Origin of the sequence: Actinoalloteichus caeruleus DSM 43889 (genome assembly GCF_000429185.2) — a bacterium.
Lineage (GTDB): Bacteria > Actinomycetota > Actinomycetes > Mycobacteriales > Pseudonocardiaceae > Actinoalloteichus_B > Actinoalloteichus_B caeruleus.
The window spans coordinates 4718062-4735851 of the sequence record NZ_AUBJ02000001.1; the positions used below are offsets into that span (position 1 = coordinate 4718062).

General features: G+C 74.3%; 13 protein-coding genes and 1 pseudogene. 11 read left to right on the plus strand and 3 right to left on the minus strand.

The features are described from left to right. Positions 1–91: 91 nt before the first annotated feature. Positions 92–841: a hypothetical protein gene (locus tag G443_RS19040; RefSeq protein WP_026419450.1), complete on the minus strand. Its 750-nt coding sequence runs from the start codon at positions 839–841 to the stop codon at positions 92–94. A 276-nt stretch (positions 842–1117) separates the two neighbouring features. Here G443_RS19040 and imuA' point away from each other — a divergent pair, with 276 nt between their 5' ends. The 8 genes and pseudogenes from imuA' to G443_RS19080 all read left to right on the plus strand — a co-directional run bounded on the left by imuA' (position 1118) and on the right by G443_RS19080 (position 13155). Beyond that, the gene (imuA', locus tag G443_RS19045) at positions 1118–1924 is read left to right on the plus strand and encodes a DnaE2-dependent mutagenesis accessory factor ImuA' (protein WP_245588859.1); all 807 of its coding nucleotides are present in this window, start codon (positions 1118–1120) and stop codon (positions 1922–1924) included. 490 nt (positions 1925–2414) lie between these two features. Beyond that, positions 2415–4001 (plus strand): DNA polymerase Y family protein, encoded by a 1587-nt coding sequence (locus tag G443_RS19050; protein ID WP_245588858.1) that lies wholly within the window; start codon positions 2415–2417, stop codon positions 3999–4001. An 82-nt stretch (positions 4002–4083) separates the two neighbouring features. Further along, a complete protein-coding gene (locus tag G443_RS19055; RefSeq protein WP_030104413.1) occupies positions 4084–4803 on the plus strand; it encodes a TetR/AcrR family transcriptional regulator in 720 nt (239 codons plus the stop codon). 126 nt (positions 4804–4929) lie between these two features. Continuing rightward, on the plus strand, positions 4930–5841 hold the full coding sequence (locus G443_RS19060) for an ABC transporter ATP-binding protein (protein ID WP_026419447.1): 912 nt from the start codon (positions 4930–4932) through the stop codon (positions 5839–5841). Beyond that, the gene (locus G443_RS19065) at positions 5838–7487 is read left to right on the plus strand and encodes an ABC transporter permease (RefSeq protein ID WP_211237562.1); all 1650 of its coding nucleotides are present in this window, start codon (positions 5838–5840) and stop codon (positions 7485–7487) included. The genes G443_RS19060 and G443_RS19065 overlap by 4 nt, the downstream gene beginning before the upstream one ends. A 107-nt stretch (positions 7488–7594) precedes the next feature. Further along, positions 7595–10938 (plus strand): annotated as a pseudogene (locus G443_RS19070) (error-prone DNA polymerase). Positions 10939–11269: 331 nt separating this feature from the next. Continuing rightward, positions 11270–11926: a response regulator transcription factor gene (locus G443_RS19075; protein WP_026419444.1), complete on the plus strand. Its 657-nt coding sequence runs from the start codon at positions 11270–11272 to the stop codon at positions 11924–11926. Beyond that, on the plus strand, positions 11923–13155 hold the full coding sequence (locus tag G443_RS19080; RefSeq protein WP_051314113.1) for a sensor histidine kinase: 1233 nt from the start codon (positions 11923–11925) through the stop codon (positions 13153–13155). The genes G443_RS19075 and G443_RS19080 overlap by 4 nt, the downstream gene beginning before the upstream one ends. Here the strand turns inward: G443_RS19080 and G443_RS19085 are convergent. Both G443_RS19085 and G443_RS19090 read right to left on the minus strand, forming a co-directional pair. Further along, entirely contained in the window at positions 13152–13538 is a 387-nt protein-coding gene (locus G443_RS19085; RefSeq protein ID WP_155886197.1) for a hypothetical protein, read from the minus strand. The genes G443_RS19080 and G443_RS19085 overlap by 4 nt on opposite strands. Positions 13539–13742: 204 nt before the next feature. Continuing rightward, positions 13743–15083, minus strand: coding sequence for a cytochrome P450 (locus G443_RS19090; protein WP_026419442.1), 1341 nt, complete (start codon positions 15081–15083; stop codon positions 13743–13745). A gap of 488 nt (positions 15084–15571) precedes the next feature. Here G443_RS19090 and G443_RS19095 point away from each other — a divergent pair, with 488 nt between their 5' ends. The 3 genes from G443_RS19095 (at position 15572) to G443_RS19105 (ending at position 17676) form a co-directional block, all read left to right on the plus strand. After that, a complete protein-coding gene (locus G443_RS19095; RefSeq protein WP_026419441.1) occupies positions 15572–16090 on the plus strand; it encodes a hypothetical protein in 519 nt (172 codons plus the stop codon). A 65-nt stretch (positions 16091–16155) separates the two neighbouring features. Continuing rightward, entirely contained in the window at positions 16156–17007 is an 852-nt protein-coding gene (locus tag G443_RS19100) for a hypothetical protein (protein ID WP_026419440.1), read from the plus strand. A gap of 207 nt (positions 17008–17214) precedes the next feature. Beyond that, positions 17215–17676, plus strand: coding sequence for a cytidine/deoxycytidylate deaminase family protein (locus G443_RS19105; protein ID WP_245588857.1), 462 nt, complete (start codon positions 17215–17217; stop codon positions 17674–17676). Positions 17677–17790: the final 114 nt, after the last annotated feature.

Sequence of the window (17790 nt, forward strand, 5' to 3'; positions counted from 1 at the left end):
ACGGGTGAGCGCGACGTTCATCGCTGCCCGGCCTCCACCCCGTGGGCCGGATGCCGGTGCCACCGGGGAGGGCGCGCGTGGGACCGGGTGTTCAGCCCGAACGGCTGGCGAGCGCGGTCAGCACCTCCCTGGCGACGTGTTCGGCGATCCGGCTGGCGTGGGTGGCGTCGGCGCCGTCCTGGTCCGGTCGGTGACCGACGCTGTGGACGACCTGCACGACGAGGTCGGCGGCCCGGGCGACGGCATGGGCCTCGACGTCCTGGTCGTACCGGGTCCTCGTGCGGATGACGGCCTCGTCCCCGAGATCGGGCAGCGTCCGGAACCCGTCCTCGCCGGACGGCCCGTCCCGCCGGAGTTGTGCCAGCCAGTCGGCGGCCTCCGCGTCGGCCCTACCGGGGGACTCGCTCCGGTGGCGCTCGAAGGTGACCGCGAGGCTGTTCCCCGGGGCTCCTCCCGTGGCGCCGACCGGCGGTCCCCAGTAGCAGAAGGCCGTGCCGTCCACCAACTGGCCGGGTGGTGGGCCGTTCGACCCGGGAGGGGAGAACGGCTGGAAGTCGGGGGTGCCCGCCGCTCGCAGCGACTCCTCGCTGACCAGGGCGCAGTGGTCCAGCGCCGCCCTGGAGGTCGGGGGCGGTATCGGGGCCGCTTCGGGTTCGGCGGGACGGGAGAGGTACCAGGCCACGCCTCCGCCGCCGGCCAGCAGGACCGCGAGGCCACCGGTCAGCGCGACCGCTCCTCGGAGGCGGCCGCGAGGACGGCCAGGTCTGGGGACCGCGATGGCTCCCCGGGGTGGCGGGACGGCCCTGTCGTGGTTCTCCGGTGGTGGGGGCGGCTGGCTCACGTCACGATCCCCTTCTCCTGGGCGCTGCGGTCCGGCCGGTGTTCACGGTATCGCTCGAGTGATGTCGGGGGCGCCCCTTGACGTCTGCCCCGGTAATGGGTTTACTGGAGCGTGTTCGAACATGCGTTCGAACAACTGGTTGGGGTGCCCGTCGTGGGGTGCACCGACCCATGTCCGCCGGCTTCCCCCCGGTGGCGGTCTCGCGGCCGGAGCACCAGCTCGGCCGCCCACCAGTCGTGTCCGTCTGGTGGAGACAGTCGCCCGGCACGGAAGGGGATGCTGGTGGTCGCCGCATCAGTGGCCTCGTTGAGCGCGATGGACGGGGTGGCCACGGCGTCGGGGATGGCCGTGGGCGCTGGTCCGGGGGCTCCGCGTGTGTTGCCGGTGCGAACGGAACTGGCCGCCCTGCTTCCGTGGGGTGGTCTGCGCAGGGGCAGCACGGTGGCGGTGCGCGGGTCCACCGCGCTGCTCCTGTCGCTGCTCGCCGAGGCGACGACCGCTGGCTCCTGGGCCGCGGTGGTCGGGATGCCGGCCGTCGGAGTGCTGGCCGCCGCCGAGGCGGGGGTGGCCGTGCGCCGGATGCCGCTGGTCCCTGACCCCGGGCCCGACCTGCCCGGTGTGGTGGGCGCGTTGCTGGACGGCATCGAGCTGGTGGTGGTCGCGGGTTTCGCGGGTGTGGGGGAGACCCGGCTCCGGCGGTTGAGCGCCAGGGCACGCCAGCGGTCGGCCGTGTTGCTCCCGGTGGTGGGGCGGGAGCCCTGGCCGGGAGCCGACCTCGAACTGAGCTGCGCGGAGGCGACCTGGCAGGGGCCGGGGCGGGGCGATGGTCGTCTCCTGGAGCGAACGGTGTCCGTGCGGGCGAGGGGTCGGGGTGCCGCGGCGAGACCCCGACGGGTTCGCCTGACGTTGCCGGCCGGTTCGTCCACCCCGGAGGACGCGGCCGGCCGGAACGCCGATGTCCCGGGTGTGAGCCGCGTCCTCGCCGGGAGCGAGGACGCGGAGCTCCTCCTGGCCGGGGGCGGCCAGTGGGCGGGCGGCCAGGCCCGGGTCGTCGGCCCGGGAACGGGGCTGACCGGTGTGTGACCAGGCCCTGGGTGGGCTGGGCGGACGACGGGACCACCCGGCGGGTGGTCCCGCCCCCTCCACCGCGGCCGAGTGGTCCCGGGCGGGCGGTGTGGCCCCACCCGCCCTCCCCGGCGGCTCGGGGGCGCGAGGCTCCCGGCGTTCGCCGACGTCACCCCCGAGTGGAGTCGAGGACCCGGGGGTGGCTGCCGGAGCCGGTGGGCGGCACCCCGAGCGGGGGGGCGGTGCGGTGCCGGACGGTGCTGGTCCCGGGGGAGCGCCCTCGGCGGCCGACTCCGGCCAGGGGAGCGAGGATTCCGGTCCCCCGCCCGGGGCGGCGTCACTGGGAGGTGCGCCGCCGGCCGGTGTGGCCGGCGCCGGGGTGGGTTCTCGCGCCGGGGCTGGCGATGGGTCCCCAGGGGACCGCCCTGGCGTTCCGCCGGGAGGCGGCCGTCGCCGTTCTGACGCTCCGCCTCGGCTGCTCGTGCTGTGGTGCCCGGACTGGCCGGTGGTGGCCGCCGCACGGGATCTGGGGCTGTCCCCGCTGGACCCGGTCGCGGTGTTCTCCGCGAACCGGGTGCGGGCCTGTTCGTCGGCCGCCAGGGCCGCCGGGATCCGCCGGGGGCTCCGGCGGCGGGAGGCGCAGGCGCGGTGCGCCGACCTGGTCGTGGTCGCCGACGACCAGGGCCGGGACGCCCGGGAGTTCGAGGCGGTGGCGGTGGCCGTCGAGCGGGTGGCGGTCGGGGTGGAGGTGGTGCGCCCCGGCCTGCTCACCCTGCCCGTCAGCGGCCCGGCCTCCTACTTCGGGGGTGAGGACCGGGCGGGTGAGCGGATCGTCGACGCGGTGGCGATCGACACCGGCCTGGAGTGCCAGGTGGGAGTGGCCGACGGGCTGTTCGCCGCCGCGCTGGCGGCCCGGCGCGGCACGGTGGTGCCGGTGGGGGAGAGCGGGAGCTTCCTCGCGCCGCTGCCCATCGCCGAACTGGCCAGGGTCACCGAGCTGACCGGGGTCGGGTCGGACGGTTCCTGGACCGCGTTGGTGGACCTGCTGCGCCGGCTGGGCCTGCGCACCGTCGGTGACTTCGCGGCACTCCCGTCCGACCGGGTCTCCTCGCGGTTCGGTGCGGAGGCGACGCGTGTCCACCGGCTGGCCAGGGGGCAGGAGGAACGGCCACCCTCGCCGAGGCGACCACCGGCGGACCTCGCCATCGAGGAGGAACTGGACCCGCCGGTGGACCGGGTGGACACCGCGGCCTTCGTCGCCAGGACGTTGGCGGAGCGGTTGCACCTCGGCTTGACCGCCCACGGGCTGGCCTGCACCCGGCTGGCCATCACCGCGGTCACCGAGAACGGCGAGGAACTGACCAGGACGTGGCGCTGCGCGGAGCCCCTCACGGTGGCCGGTACCGCTGATCGGGTCCGCTGGCAGCTGGACGGCTGGTTGCGCGCTCCACCCGGGGAGCGCCCCACCGCCGGCGTGCGGCTGTTGCGGCTGGCCCCGGACGAGACGTCCCCCGCCGGGGAGTTCCCCCGTGAGTTGTGGGATGTCGGGGGTGGGAGCCGGCAGCTCGACGAGCGGGCGGAGCGGGCGCTGGTCCGGGTGCGGGGGATGGTGGGGCCGGACGGTGTGCTGGCGGCGGTGCTCGGTGGCGGACGCGGACCGGCCGAGAGGGTGCGTCTCGTTCCGTGGGGCGATCCGCTCGAACCCCGTCATGATCCGGGTGCCCCCTGGCCCGGGCGGCTTCCGCCGCCCTCGCCGACGGTGGTGCCGGTGCCTCCGACGCCGGCCGGGCTCCGCGCCGAGGGCGGCGAGCCGGTCGGAGTGACGGGGAGGTACGTCCTGACCGGAGCGCCCGCCGTGCTGGTGGTCGAGGGGGAGCGGGAACGCGAGGTCGTGGGATGGGCCGGCCCGTGGCCGGTGGAGCAGCGGTGGTGGTCCGCCGACGGTGGTCGGGAGGCCCGGCTCCAGCTCGTCACCCTCGCGCCGGCGGGGAATGGCGCGGGGTCGTCGAACGACCAGGGGGCCGGGGAGGACCAGGAGGCGTTCCTCCTGGTCAGGTCGGGTGGTTCCTGGTTCGTCGAGGGGCGGTACGAGTGAGCCGGGGCTGGCCACCCTCGTGTCGGGAGGGACGGCGACCGGGGTTTGCGCACGGGCTGAACATGTGGTTAGTCTACTGAACATGCGTTCAGGCACATCGGGTGAGCACTCGAAACGTGGCCAGGTGCCACCGGAGGACCTCACCACCAGGGCACGGATCCGGGACACGGCGATCCGGTTGTTCGGGCGCTCCGGCTTCGGGGTGGGAGTCCGGGCGATCGCCACCGAGGCGGGGGTCAGCCCCGCGTTGGTGGTCCACCACTTCGGTTCCAAGGACGGCCTGCGGGAGGAGTGCGACCGGTACGTCCTCCGAGTGGTGCGGGAGGCCAAGTCCACCGCGGTCGAGACCGGGGCGTCGGGGACGCACCTGCTCTCGAACCTCGCCATGGTCGACGACTACGCGCCGACCGCCGCCTACATCGTCCGCAGCCTGGCGGTGGGCGGGGGCCTGGCGAGCCAGTTCTTCGACCAGATGGTCCAGGACGCCGAGGAGTACGTGGCCGCCGGCGTCGAGGCGGGCATCATCCCGCCCAGCAGGGACCCCGCCGCCAGAGCGCGGTTCCTGACGCTCTCCGGGGTCGGGATGCTCCTGCTGGAGGCCAACCTTCGAGGACCGGACGTCGACATCGGCGAGGTGTTCCGGGACTTCGCCGCGTGGTCCACGCTGCCGTCCCTGGAGGTCTACACCGAGGGGTTGTTCGCCAACCGGACGTTCCTCGACTCCTACCTGTCCGCCTTCCCCAACGAACGGGACAAAACGGCCACCGACGGCGGGGGCGAACCCGGTGCCGGTGCCGGGTGAGAACACCCGGCCGGGCCGGACGGACCGCTTCCCGCCTCCCCCCGCGCCAGGACCACGTCAGCGCCCGAACTCCGGCGCGGCCCTCGGGCGCCCACGACCAGAACCAGCGGAGAACAGGGTGACGCCATGACCACCGCCATCGACATCCACCGGCTCAGCAAGTCCTTCGGGGCCGTGCGGGCCCTCGACGAACTGGAGATGACGGTCCGTCCCGGCGAGGTGGCCGGCTTCCTCGGCCCCAACGGGGCCGGCAAGTCCACCACCATCCGGGTCCTGCTCGGGCTGCTGCGCGCCGACTCCGGCCGGGTCCGGGTGCTCGGCGCCGACCCGTGGGCCGACGCCGTCGAACTGCACCGCCGCATCGCCTACGTCCCCGGTGACGTGAACCTCTGGCCCGGCCTGACCGGGGGAGAGGCGATCGACCTGTTCTGCCGGCTGCGGGGCGGCGTCGACCCCCGACGCCGCGCCGCGCTGGTCGAACGGTTCGAACTGGACCCGACCAAGAAGGGGCGGACCTACTCCAAGGGCAATCGGCAGAAGGTGGCGCTGGTGGCCGCGTTGGCCTCCGACGCCGAACTGCTCGTCCTCGACGAGCCGACCTCCGGTCTGGACCCGCTGATGGAGGTCGTCTTCCAGCAGTGCGTCGCCGAGGCCAAGGCCGAGGGGCGGACCGTGCTCCTCTCCAGCCACATCCTCGCCGAGGTCGAGAAGCTCTGCGACACGGTGACGATCATCAGGGCCGGTCGGACCGTGCGGAGCGGGACGCTCACCGAACTCCGCCACCTGACCAGGACCTCGATCACGGTGGCCACCGAACACGACGGCACCTCGGTGGCCGCCCTCAGCGGAGTGCACGACCTGCGGGAGCGCTCGGGCACGCTCGTGTTCGACGTCGACAACGACGACCTCGACCGGGTGATGCGACATCTGGCGGGGCTCGGCATCCGCAGTCTCGTCAGCAGCCCGCCCTCGTTGGAGGAGCTGTTCCTGCGGCACTACGGCGACGAGGCCGCCCTCGCCGGAGGAGGCCGTCGATGAGCACCGGAGCGGTACGGGCCGCCGGCCGGTCTCCCCGCACCCAGGTCGGCGCGTTCGTCGGCACCTCGACGCTGACCCGGTTCACCCTGCGGTTGGACCGCGTCCGGATCCTCGTGTGGGCCCTCGTGCTCGGCGTCCTGCCGGCGTCCTTCCTCCCCGCGTTGGAGGACCTGATGCCCACCCAGGAGGACCGGCAACTCCGCGCCGAGCTGATCCGCGGCCCGGCGGCGGTGGTGATGAGCGGACCGGGGTACGGGCTGGACGACTACACCTACGGAGCGATGGTCGCCAACGAGATCGGCCTGCTCGCCGTGGTCGCCGCTGCGATCATGAGCATCCTGCTGGTGGTGCGGCACACCAGGACCGAGGAGGAGACCGGGCGGGCCGAACTCGTGCGGGCCAACGTCGTGGGCCGGCGGGCCGGGCTCACCTCGGCCCTGATCAGCGCCGTGGTCGCCAACCTCGCGGTCGGGCTGCTCCTCACGGTGGGGCTGACCGCGGGTGGCCTGGGCGCGGTCGACTCCCTGGCCTTCGGCGCCGGGGTCGCCGCCGTCGGGCTCGTCTTCGCCGGTGTCGCCGCGCTCACGGCGCAGCTCAGCGAGCACGCCAGGGCCTCGACCGGCCTGGCGATGGCCTTCCTCGGTGTCTCCTTCGCCCTCCGGGCCGTCGGCGATGTCACCGAGCTGGAGAGCGGCAGCCCGCTGACCTGGCTCTCCCCCCTGGGGTGGGCGCAGGCCACCCGGGTCTTCGTCGACCTCCGGTGGTGGCCGCTGGCGCTGTGCCTGGGGCTGGCGGTCCTCACCACCGCCCTCGCCTTCCTGCTGCTCGGCCGCCGGGACGTGGGGGCGGGACTGGTGCGCCCCCGGCCGGGCCGCGCCGCCGGGCACCCGCTGCTGGCGGGGCCGTTCGCCCTCACCTTCCGACTGCACCGGGCCGGCCTGACCGCCTGGGGCGTCGCGGTGCTCCTCGCCGGCCTGGCCTTCGGGGCGTTGACCGACTCCGTGGCAGAGGCGCTGGTGGACAACGAACTGCTCGCCAGGACCGTCATGGCCGGGGGCGGCGACGACCTCGTCGACGGGTTCCTCGCGGCGATGCTCGGCTACCTGGCGATGGCGGTGGGCGCCTACGCGGTGTCCTCGGTGCTGCGGCTGCGCGCGGAGGAGACCTCGGGGCGGCTGGAGCCGCTGCTCGCCGCGCCGGTCTCCCGGTGGCGGTGGCTGGGAGCTGGCCTGGCGGTGAGCGCGCTGAACTGCGTGGTGCTCCTGGCCCTGGCCGGACTCGGCACCGGGGTGTCCTCGGCCGTCGTCACCGGTGACGACGGACTGGTACCAGCGCTGCTGGGGGCCGCGCTGGCCTTCCTGCCGGCGGTCCTGCTCATCGCGGGGGTCGCGGCCCTCCTCCTCGGGCTGGCCCCGAAGGCGCTCGGCCTGGCCTGGCTGGTGGTGGCGTACGCGCTCCTGGTCGGGCTGCTCGGACCGTTGCTGAACCTGCCGGCGGCGGCGGCCGACCTCTCGCCGTTCAGCCACGTCCCGGCACTGCCGGCCGTTGAGCTGGCCCTGGCTCCCCTGGTCTGGCTCACCGGGCTGGCCCTGGTGTCGCTGCTCGCCGGGATGGCGGGTTTCCGACGGCGGGACGTGCCCGCCTAGGGCCGGACGTGCCCGGGTGCCCGGTCAAGGGGGAGCGGGCACCCGGGACTGCGAGTGGCCGGGGCTGACGCCCGGCGTGCGGAACGGATCGAGGGAGGAGGACGAGGATGAGCTGGCACAACCCACCGATGCCGTGGCCGGAGCTGGAACGGCGCCTGTCCGGCAGGTTCACCGAGGACGAGCTGGCCCCGGACGGGCGAGACGATCCGGCCCGGGCACGCCGGCACCCCCGGGTGGAACGGGAGCGCCCGCCCACCCGGTCGGCCGTCCCCCACCCCTACGCCGAGCTGCACTGCCACTCGAACTTCAGCTTCCTCGACGGCGCCAGCCACCCGGAGGAACTGGTGGCGGAAGCCGTCAGGCTCGGGTTGGAGGCGTTGGCCGTCACCGACCACGACGGTCTGTACGGGGTGGTGCGGTTCGCCGAGGCGGCGGCCGCCGCCGGGTTGCGCACCGTCTTCGGGGCGGAACTCAGCCTGGGGCTCACCCAACCCGGCGGCGGTGTGCCCGATCCCGACGGCCAGCACCTGTTGGTGCTGGCCAACGGCCCCGAGGGGTACCGGCGGTTGTCCTCGGCCATCACCGAAGCCCACCTGGCCGGCGGGCGGAAGGGGCGACCGGTCTACGACCTCGACCAGCTGGCCGAGGCCGCCGGCGGCCACTGGACCGTGCTCACCGGGTGCAGGAAGGGCTCGGTCCGGTCCGCCCTGACCGGGGAGGGCGTCCCGGCGGCCGACCGGGAACTGGGGAGGCTGGCCGAACTCTTCGGCGCCGACCGGGTCGCCGTCGAACTGTTCGACCACGGTGGCCCGGCCGACACCGCCCACAACGACGCCCTGGTCTCGCTGGCCGAGCGGCGTGGCCTGCGGGCGGTGGCCACCAACGCGGTGCACTACGCCACCCCGTCCCGGTGGCCGTTGGCCGCCGCCACGGCGGCGATCCGCGCCCGGCGGACCCTCGACGAGATGGACGGCTGGCTGCCCCCGCCGGCACCGCGCACCTGCGGTCCGGGGCGGAGATGGCCGCCCGGTTCGCCCGGTACCCCTGGGTCGTGCGTGGCGCCGCCGAGCTGGCCGCCGAGTCCGCCTTCGACCTGAGCCTCGTCGCCCCCCGGTTGCCCCCGTTCGACGTGCCGCCCGGCCACGACGAGGACAGCTGGCTCCGGGAACTGGTCCACAGGGGAGCGGCGCGCAGGTTCGGCACCAGGCAGGAGGCGCCGGAGGCGTACCGCCAGATCGAGCACGAACTCGGCGTGATCGCCACGCTCGGGTTCCCCGGGTACTTCCTCGTGGTCCACGACATCGTCTCGTTCTGCCGGGACAACGACATCCTCTGCCAGGGCCGGGGGTCCGCCGCGACCTCGGCGGTCTGCTACGCGCTGGGTATCACCAATGTGGACGCCGTCCGCTACCAGCTGCTGTTCGAACGTTTCCTCTCCCCGGAACGGGAGGGGCCGCCCGACATCGACCTGGACATCGAGTCCGACCGCCGCGAGGAGGTCATCCAGTACGTCTACCGCCGGTACGGCCGACGGCACGCCGCGCAGGTGGCCAACGTCATCACCTACCGGGTGCGGTCCGCCGTCCGGGATTCGGCCCGCGCGCTGGGTTTCTCCCCCGGGCAGCAGGACGCCTGGAGCAAACAGCTCGACCGGTGGGGTTCGGTCCGCGACGCGGCTCGGGAGACCGACTTGCCCGAACGGGTGCTCGACCTGGCCACCCAGCTGGAGGGGTTCCCCCGCCACCTCGGCATCCACTCCGGCGGCATGGTCATCTGCGACCGGCCGGTGGGGGAGGTGTGCCCGGTGGAGTGGGCGAGCATGGCGGACCGGACGGTGCTCCAGTGGGACAAGGACGACTGCGCCGCCGTCGGGCTGGTCAAGTTCGACCTGCTCGGCCTCGGCATGCTCTCCGCGTTGCACTACGCGATCGACCTGGTCGAGGCCCACCACGGGTTTCGGGTCGACCTGGGGGCCCTGGACCTGGCGGACCCCGCCGTCTACGACATGCTGTGCCGGGCCGACTCGGTCGGGGTCTTCCAGGTGGAGAGCCGGGCGCAGATGGCGACGCTGCCCCGCCTGCGACCCCGGGAGTTCTACGACCTCGTCGTCGAGGTGGCGTTGATCCGGCCGGGACCGATCCAGGGCGGTTCGGTGCACCCCTACATCCGCCGTCGCAACGGTGAGGAGGACTGGGACTACGAACATCCGCTGCTGGAACCAGCCCTGCGCAAGACCTTGGGGGTTCCCCTGTTCCAGGAACAGCTGATGCGGATCGCGGTGGACGTGGCGGGGTTCTCCGCCGCCGAGGCGGACGAGCTGCGGCGGGCGTTGGGCGCGAAACGGTCCGAAGCCAGGATGGCCAGGCTCCGCGACCGGCTCTTCGAGGGCATGGCCGTCAACGGGATCACCGGGGAACTCGCCGAGCGGATCTACCAGCGACTGCTCGCCTTCGCCAACTTCGGTTTCCCCGAGAGCCACTCGTTGAGCTTCGCGCACCTCGTCTTCGCCAGCGCCTGGTTCAAGCTGTACTACCCGGCGGCGTTCTGCGCGGCCCTGCTGCGGGCCCAACCCATGGGTTTCTACTCGCCGCAGTCCCTGGTGGCCGACGCCCGCCGGCACGGGGTGCGGGTGTTGGGGCCGGACATCAACGCCAGCCTCCCGCACGCCTCCCTGGAGGGAGGGCGCCGGGGAGCGGGGCCCAGCACCGGGGGAGCCGGCCCGGACCCGACCACCGGGCCGGCACAGGGGCCCGCCGTCCGCCTCGGGCTCGCCTCGGTGCGGACCATCGGGCAGGAACTGGCGGAACGGATCCACGCGGAACGGGAGGCCCGCGGCCCCTACCGTTCCCTGTCCGACCTGGGGAGGCGGGTGCGGCTGACGGCCCCCCAACTGGAGGCCCTGGCGACGTCGGGGGCGGCGGGCTGCTTCGGGGTGGACCGCCGGCAGGCGTTGTGGTCGGCGGGGGCGGCGGCGGGCGAACGCCCGGGCCAGTTGCCCGGGCTGGCCGGCGGGGTGGACGCGCCAGCGCTGCCGGGGATGGACGAGGTCGACCTGGCCGTCGCCGACGTGTGGGCGACCGGGGTGTCCCCGGACAGCTACCCGGTCCAGTTCGTCCGCGAACACCTGACCGGGCTGGGCGCGCTGCCGACCGGCGGGTTGTCGGACGTGGAGTCCGGGACCCGCGTGCTGGTGGGCGGGGCGGTGACCCACCGGCAGCGGCCCGCGACGGCCGGCGGGGTGACCTTCCTGAACCTGGAGGACGAGAGCGGGATGGTCAACGTGGTGTGCTCACCCGGGCTGTGGTCCCGGTACCGGAAGGTCGCGGTGACCAGTCCCGCGATGCTGGTGCGGGGGGTGGTGGAGAACGCCAACGGAGTGGTCACCCTCCAGGCGGACCGGCTCCAGCCGCTCATCCTGCGGGTGCCGTCCACCTCCCGCGACTTCCACTGAGGGCCACGCCGGGCCCACTCGTCGCGCGGCGGGTGGTCGATGACCGGCCGGTGACCACGACGTGGCGGCACCTGCCCGGGGGTGGGGCGGGTCGGGTCCCGGACAGCCGTCCTCGACCTCCCGCCCCGACGGGGACCACCTCCCCGACCACGATCGAAGGGCCTCCGTTCCCACCGCCGCGCGGGCCACGGCGCCTCCCCCGGCGACCGAGGCGACGATGCCGGGATCGCACCACGGCCGTAACGTCGGTGAAACGCCGGGCGGGGATAACGTCCGGACCGTCGTCGGTCCCCCGTGGTGGTGGGGCCGCCCGGTCGGGAGGACGTCGCGGATGCGGGTGTTGGTGGTGGAGGACGAGCCGATGCTCGCCCAGGTCGTCGCGGCGGCACTGCGGCGGGACCACGTCGTCGCCGACGTGGTCGGCGACGGGGCGAGCGCGCAGGAGCGCCTGGTGGTCAACGACTACGACGTCGTGGTGCTCGACCGCGATCTGCCGCTGGTCCACGGGGACGAGGTGTGCCGGGACCTCGTGGCCTCCGGCGCGACCACCCGGGTGCTGATGCTCACCGCCTCGGCCGAGGTTCCGGACCGGGTCGCCGGTCTGGCGCTCGGCGCCGACGACTACCTCGTCAAACCCTTCGCGCTCGCCGAACTCGTGGCCAGGGTGCGAGCCCTGGGACGGCGCAGCCGTCCCGCCGCGCCCCCGGTGCTGTCGCGCGCCGGCATCGAGCTCGACCCCGGCCTGCGCGAGGTCCGCCGGGCAGGCGAACTCGTGGCACTCTCGCCCAAGCAGTTCACCCTCCTGGAGGAACTCCTCCGCGCCGATGGCGCGTTCGTCAGCGCCGAACACCTGCTGGAGAAGGCATGGGACGAACACGTCGATCCGTTCACGGGAGTCGTACGACTCACGGTGCTCCGCCTCCGGCGAGCCCTCGGGGAGCCCGACGTGATCGAGACGACCCCAGGAGTCGGCTACCGGATCCGGTGAGGTCCAGGCCGCGTCTCCTGCTGCCGGACGTCAGCGTCCGCACCCGGCTGACCGCCTGGTACGGGCTCGTCTTCTTCGTCAGCGGCGCGTCGCTGGTGGCGATCAACCACGCCCTGACCGAACGCGGCCTGCGCACGCACCTGGCGGACACCGCGTTCAGCCAGGTCGTCCACCAGCACTGGCGGTCGACCGAGGTGGACGGGGTGGTGCGCAGCGAGTCGCGAGGCGTCTCCGTCGAACCCGTGGACGACCGGCTGGCCTCGGAGATCGCGGAGGCCACCCAGCGGGCGCGGGAGGCCGCCCTCGCGGACCTGCTCGACCAGTCCCTCGTCGCGCTGGCCGTCGCCGGTGTCCTCGCGGTGGCGATCGGCTGGCTGATGGCCGGACGTGCCCTGCGACCGCTCAGCAAGGTCACCGCGCACGCGAGACGCGTGGCCGAGCGGAGCCTGCACGAGCGCGTGGCGCTGACCGGGCCCCGCGACGAGATCAGGGAACTGGCCGACACCTTCGACGACATGCTGGAGCGGCTCGACCGCGCCTTCGACGGTCAGCGCCGGTTCGTCGCGAACGCCTCCCACGAGCTGCGGACCCCGCTGGCGGTCAACCGTGCCCTGATCGAGTACGCCGTGAGCGACGCGGACGCCGACGAGCGGATGAGCGACCTGGGAGGACAGCTCCTGGAGGTGAACGCCCGCCAGGAACGGCTGATCGAGGGGCTGCTGATGCTCGCCCGCAGCGACCGGACGGTGGAGGACCCGCGTCCCGTGGATCTCGGCGAGGTGCTGTCCAGGGTGGCCGGCAGGGTCGAGGGCACGGCCGAACTCGCCGGGGTGCGGTTCACGGTGTCCCCCGCCGCCGCCCCGGTGCTCGGGGACCCGGTGCTGCTCGAACAGCTGGTGACCAACCTGGTCCACAACGGCATCCGCCACAACCACTCCGGCGGGTGGCTCGACGTCCGCACCGCCACCGTGGGCGCGGACGTCGAGCTGGTGGCCGGCAACAGCGGTCCCGTCGTGCGTGCCGAGGACCTGCCCCGGTTGTTCGAACCCTTCCGCCGGGGCCAGCCCGAACGCACCGACTCCCACCGGGGCGCGGGGATCGGGTTGTCCATCGTCCGCTCGGTCGCCCGCGCCCACCGGGGAACGGTCGACGCCTCTCCACGAAGGGGCGGCGGGCTGACGGTGCGGCTCAGGCTGCCGGCGGCCGGCGAGGGCCGAGGCCGTGGCTAGCTCGTGATGTCCTCGCCCTCCACCTCGCAGACCACGCCGTCGGCACTGGCCTCGACGGTGACCGAGCCGACCACCTCGGTCCCCTCCTCCGCCCCGTCGCCGCAGATCACCGCGTCCTCGGGTGCCTCGGGGAACTCGCAGTCGTCGCCGGTGACGACCTCGGGAGCGTCGTCGCCGGTCTGGGTGGCGCTGAAGCAGCCGGAGTCCGCCAGGTCGTCGACGTGTTCGATGTGGAACTCCTCCCCCGGCCGCTCCGTCCCGGTCGGCTCCGGCACTCCGTCGTCGGAGGCGCCGGCGAACGGGGCGATCAGGGCGGCCGCGCCCACGGCTGCCGCGCAGAGCGCCGCCGCGAGGCCGATCCGGTTCTGACGAGGAACCCGCATGGTGTTGTCCTTTCCGGTGGTGTCCGCACCGTGTCGCGGGAGCGACCGGTGGACCCATTCCACCGAGGTGGCGGTTTCACCACCGTTACCGCCGTCCGTGCCTTCCCGGCCCGGCTCCCGGCTGGCGGAGCGGTGGCCGGCGGAGCGCCCGGATCACCCAGGGCCGGGCCGCCCCTGCCCAGGGACGAGCTCCTGACCGCCTGGTCAGGAGCTCGCGATCCGTTCCGGCACCATCGGCAACGCGTTCGGCCGCAGCACCATCGTGGCCACCGGGCGCACCGGGTCCGGAGTGGGCCGCAGTCGCCACGCCGCGACGACGGTGGCGACCACCACCACCATCTCCGTCATCACGAAGTGCGCGCCGAGGCACTTGTGGGGCCCGGTGGCGAAGGGCGTGAAAGCGTGCTTCGGCGGGGCGGTCTCCCACCGGTCCGGGTCGAAACGCAGCGGGTCGGGGAACAGGGTGGGGTCGCGGTGTTGGGCGGTGATGCTGTAGAGGACCTCCGCGTCCGCCGGCAGCCAGTACCGCCCGAGCCGGACACCGTGCAGCGTGCGCCGGGTCAGGATCCAGTTCACGTGGTGGCGGCGGAGCGTTTCCTCCACCACCCTGCGGGTGTAGACGAGCCGGGGCAGATCCGCCGCCGTCACCGGTCGGCCGGCCAGCACCTCGTCCAGCTCCGCCCTGAGGCGGCGCTCCACCGTCGGGTGCCGCCCCAGCTCGTGGAAGAGCCACGACATGGTGCCGGCGGCCGTCTCACTGCCGGCCAACAACAGCGTCAGGACCTCGTCGTGCAGCTGCTCGGCCGTCATCCCGCGGTCGGTGCCCTCCTCCCGCGCGGACAGCAACGCGGCCATCAGATCGCCATCGTCCCCCGGCGTCCGCATCCGGTCGGCGACCAGGTCGCGAATGATCTCCTGGAGGAGCGCGCGCTCCGCGAGGAAGCGCCGGTTCGCCGGCGTCGGCAGTCGTTCGAGGGCGTCGGGCGCCAGGACGCGCCAGGCGACACCTCGCACGAAGGCGTCGGTGGCGAGGACGATCCTGGTCGCGGTCCGGTCGGTCAGGCTCGTCGAGAACAGCGCCCTGGCGACGACCACGGTCGTCAGGTGGTGCAACTGGTGGTCCAGTCGGATCGGGTGGTCGGGGCGCCACCGGGAGGTCATCCGCTCGGCCTCGCGGCGCATCAGCGCCACGTACGACTCCAGGCGGACGCGGTGGAACGCGGGGGCCATCAGCCGGCGCTGCCGGTGGTGGAAGTCCCCTTCGGAGGTCGCCACCCCGTTCCCCATGTACGGGCGCATGTTCTCGAAGAAGCGGCCCTTGCCGAAGCTGTCCGCCCGCACGGTGAACATCCGGTGCAGCAGCTCCGGGGAGTTCACCACGTAGGTGGGGTGCCGGCCGAGGCGGATCCGCACGATCTCCCCGCGCCCGCGCAACTCCTGGAGGAACGAGACCCGGCCCCGGACGAGCGCCGGCAGGTGCCCGACGAGTGGCAGTCCGCCCGGTGCGGTGGGCACGGTCCTGGGACGGTCGGTCTCCCTGTCCATCGTCCTTCCTCGTCCTCCTGGTGGTCGGGCTCCCGGGCCGGCCCTCGGCGCCGCTGGCCGTCGCCCGGTACGCCGGCGTGCCGGGCGGGGCGCGAGCCCGGAACGGCTGACGCCGCTGCCCGCCCATCGGCACGCTGTCCGCCCTGGCTGAAGCGGTTGAGGCGCCCGTACACCGCACCAGTCAGCCACGCCACCCGATCGTTCAACACCGCCGAGTGGCATCCGGCCATCCCTCCGATGTGGCCAACGGGGCCCGCGCGCCATTCCGCCACCCGTGCGCTGGCCCCGAGAAGTGGCCCCCGGCTGACTGGAGCGCGGACCGCGCGGTGCCATCGGGACGGGGAGTCGGAAGCGCCCGGCCACAATGGACTTCCCGTCCCCGCACGGCCTGCCGCCGATCGGGTGAGGGGCGGGCGAAGTCCGGGAGAAGCCCGGTGAGGGCGGGGGGAACGAGCCTAGACTGGGCACCTCCCCGAGGTGGTGATCGCATGTCGAACGCAGCCGAGCGCCGTGCCGAACCGGAGGGCCGGATGTCGACGCTCCGGGAACGGGCCACCGCCCGGGGCGCGGCCACCGGCGCGGCCGGCGGTCTCGCTCGGGGGGCCACCGAGTTCGCGCTCCAGGGCAGTGCGCACGAGCTCTCGGGCGGCGCGGTCGGGGGCGGCTGGGACTACCGGAACCTGACCAGCGGCACCGTCACCGGGTCCGTGAGCGGTGCCCAGGGCGGGATGGCCGACCGCACCAACGCGCTCGCGGAATCCACCGTCGCCCACCAGGAGCCGGAGCACTCGACGCCCAGGAACAACGTGAGCCACGGCCGCGAGGTGCTGGAGAACGGCCACCAGTGGCCGGTCGGCGCCCGGCCCCCCGAGGGCTGGCGGGACCCGTACACCAGCGGAGCGCGGGAACAGTTCGGCATCAGCGCCGGTACCGCGATCGGCCAGGCTGGGCGGTCCCGCCCCCAGGACCAGGACGACGAACCACCACTGCCCACCCCGGACCGCTGAGAGGAGTGACGTCCCGGCGGTCGGGCGCCCCGCGCTGCCCGAACCGCGGCGGGACGGGCGTGACGATGGACGGACTGATCCCGCGTTCGCTACCGGTCGGCTGCGCGAACGACGTGCGCGCCGAGCTCCGCGCCCGGTGGGCACGGCTGCGCCCGGCCCTGCGCTGGGCGCTGGTCCTGCTGCCGATGTCGGCGGTCGCGCTCCCGGTGGCCGGGTTGCTCGTGCTGGGCGGTTCCCCCGGGGGCCTCGTGCTCCCCGGGCTCGGCCTGCTCCCGGTGGTCCTGGTGCTGGCCAGGCTGCGGCGCCGTGGTCTGGCGACGCAGCCGCACGAGTGGGTACCGGCCGCGCTCCTGGCCGCCGGCGTCCCGGCGTCGATCGGCGCGCTCGCCCTGCTGGTGTTCGGGTGGTACCAGCCGAGGGCGGAGGTGGCGTTGGTCCTGGGCGTGGCCCTGTTCGGGGTGGCGGCGTTGGCCTGGGGAGTCGGCGACCACGCGTGCCGCCTGCTCTGGTCGGGCACCCCGAGGATCGTCGCCAGGAGCGGCTTCGAGCTCGGCTACCGGTTGCGGGTCCGGCGACGGCTCATCGCCCGGATCACCGTGTCGGAGGACCGGATTCGCTGGTTGGTCCAGATCACCAGCCGGCACACGACCCGCACGGTCCTCGACCGGGCGGTGCCGCTCGCGGACCTGCGTGACGTCCGGGTCGTCACCGTCGACCCGCCGCCGCGCGGCGGCGCGGGACAGGAGGTGGAGCCCGTCCCCGGACCCGGCGTGGAGTTGGTCACCGACCGGGCACGTCACGTCCTCCCGGTGCGCCGCGCGGAGGAACTCGCCCTGGTGCTCCGGGAACGCGCGGAGTGGTGCCGGTCCCTGCCCGTACCGGGAGGGCTCGCCGATCCGCCTACCCCGGCGTGGTGACGTGACGGCCTCGCCGCCCGGCGCGGACGCTACGGGGAACCCCGGATGCGAGACTGCGGGGCGGGTCATCACGCCGTCCGCCCAGCACGGCGACGAGCCTCCGCCGGGCGACCACCAACGGCCGATCACCCCCGGCCAGGAGGGACCGCGCGGTGGACGCACGAGGCCCGCCCGTGCCGAGGGACCAGCGACGTGAGGAGACGACAGGTGGGAGCCACGGACGAGGATCACCGCTGGCTCCGGCACGCCGTCGCCCTCGCCGGGCGGTGCCCGCCCTCGACGACGGCCTTCTCGGTCGGCGCCGTCGTGGTCGACTCCGCCGGCACACCACTCGCCGAGGGCTTCTCCCGGGAGGGGAACGATCCGCACGTGCACGCGGAGGAGGCGGCGCTGGCCAAGATCGGGCCCGACGACCCGCGACTGCCGGGTGCGACGGTGTACAGCTCCCTGGAGCCCTGCGCCGCCCGGCGTTCCCGACCCAGGACGTGCACCCAGCTGATCCTGTCCGCCGGGGTGCGGCGGGTGGTCTTCGCCTGGCGCGAACCGACGATCTTCGTCGACTGCGACGGTGCCGAGCGGTTGCGGGCGGCCGGGGTCTCGGTGGTGGAGGTCCCGGAGCTGGCCGAGTCGGCTCGCGCGGTCAACCGGCACCTGCTCGGCCCCCGCTGACCGGATCGCGCCGCCCCCGGGGCCGCCCGAGGGAACCCGCGTCGACCGCCTGGCGGCTCCCCCTCCGCCGGGCGGGGGGTCGTGGCCCGGCGCGCGGCGCGAGGACCCCACGAC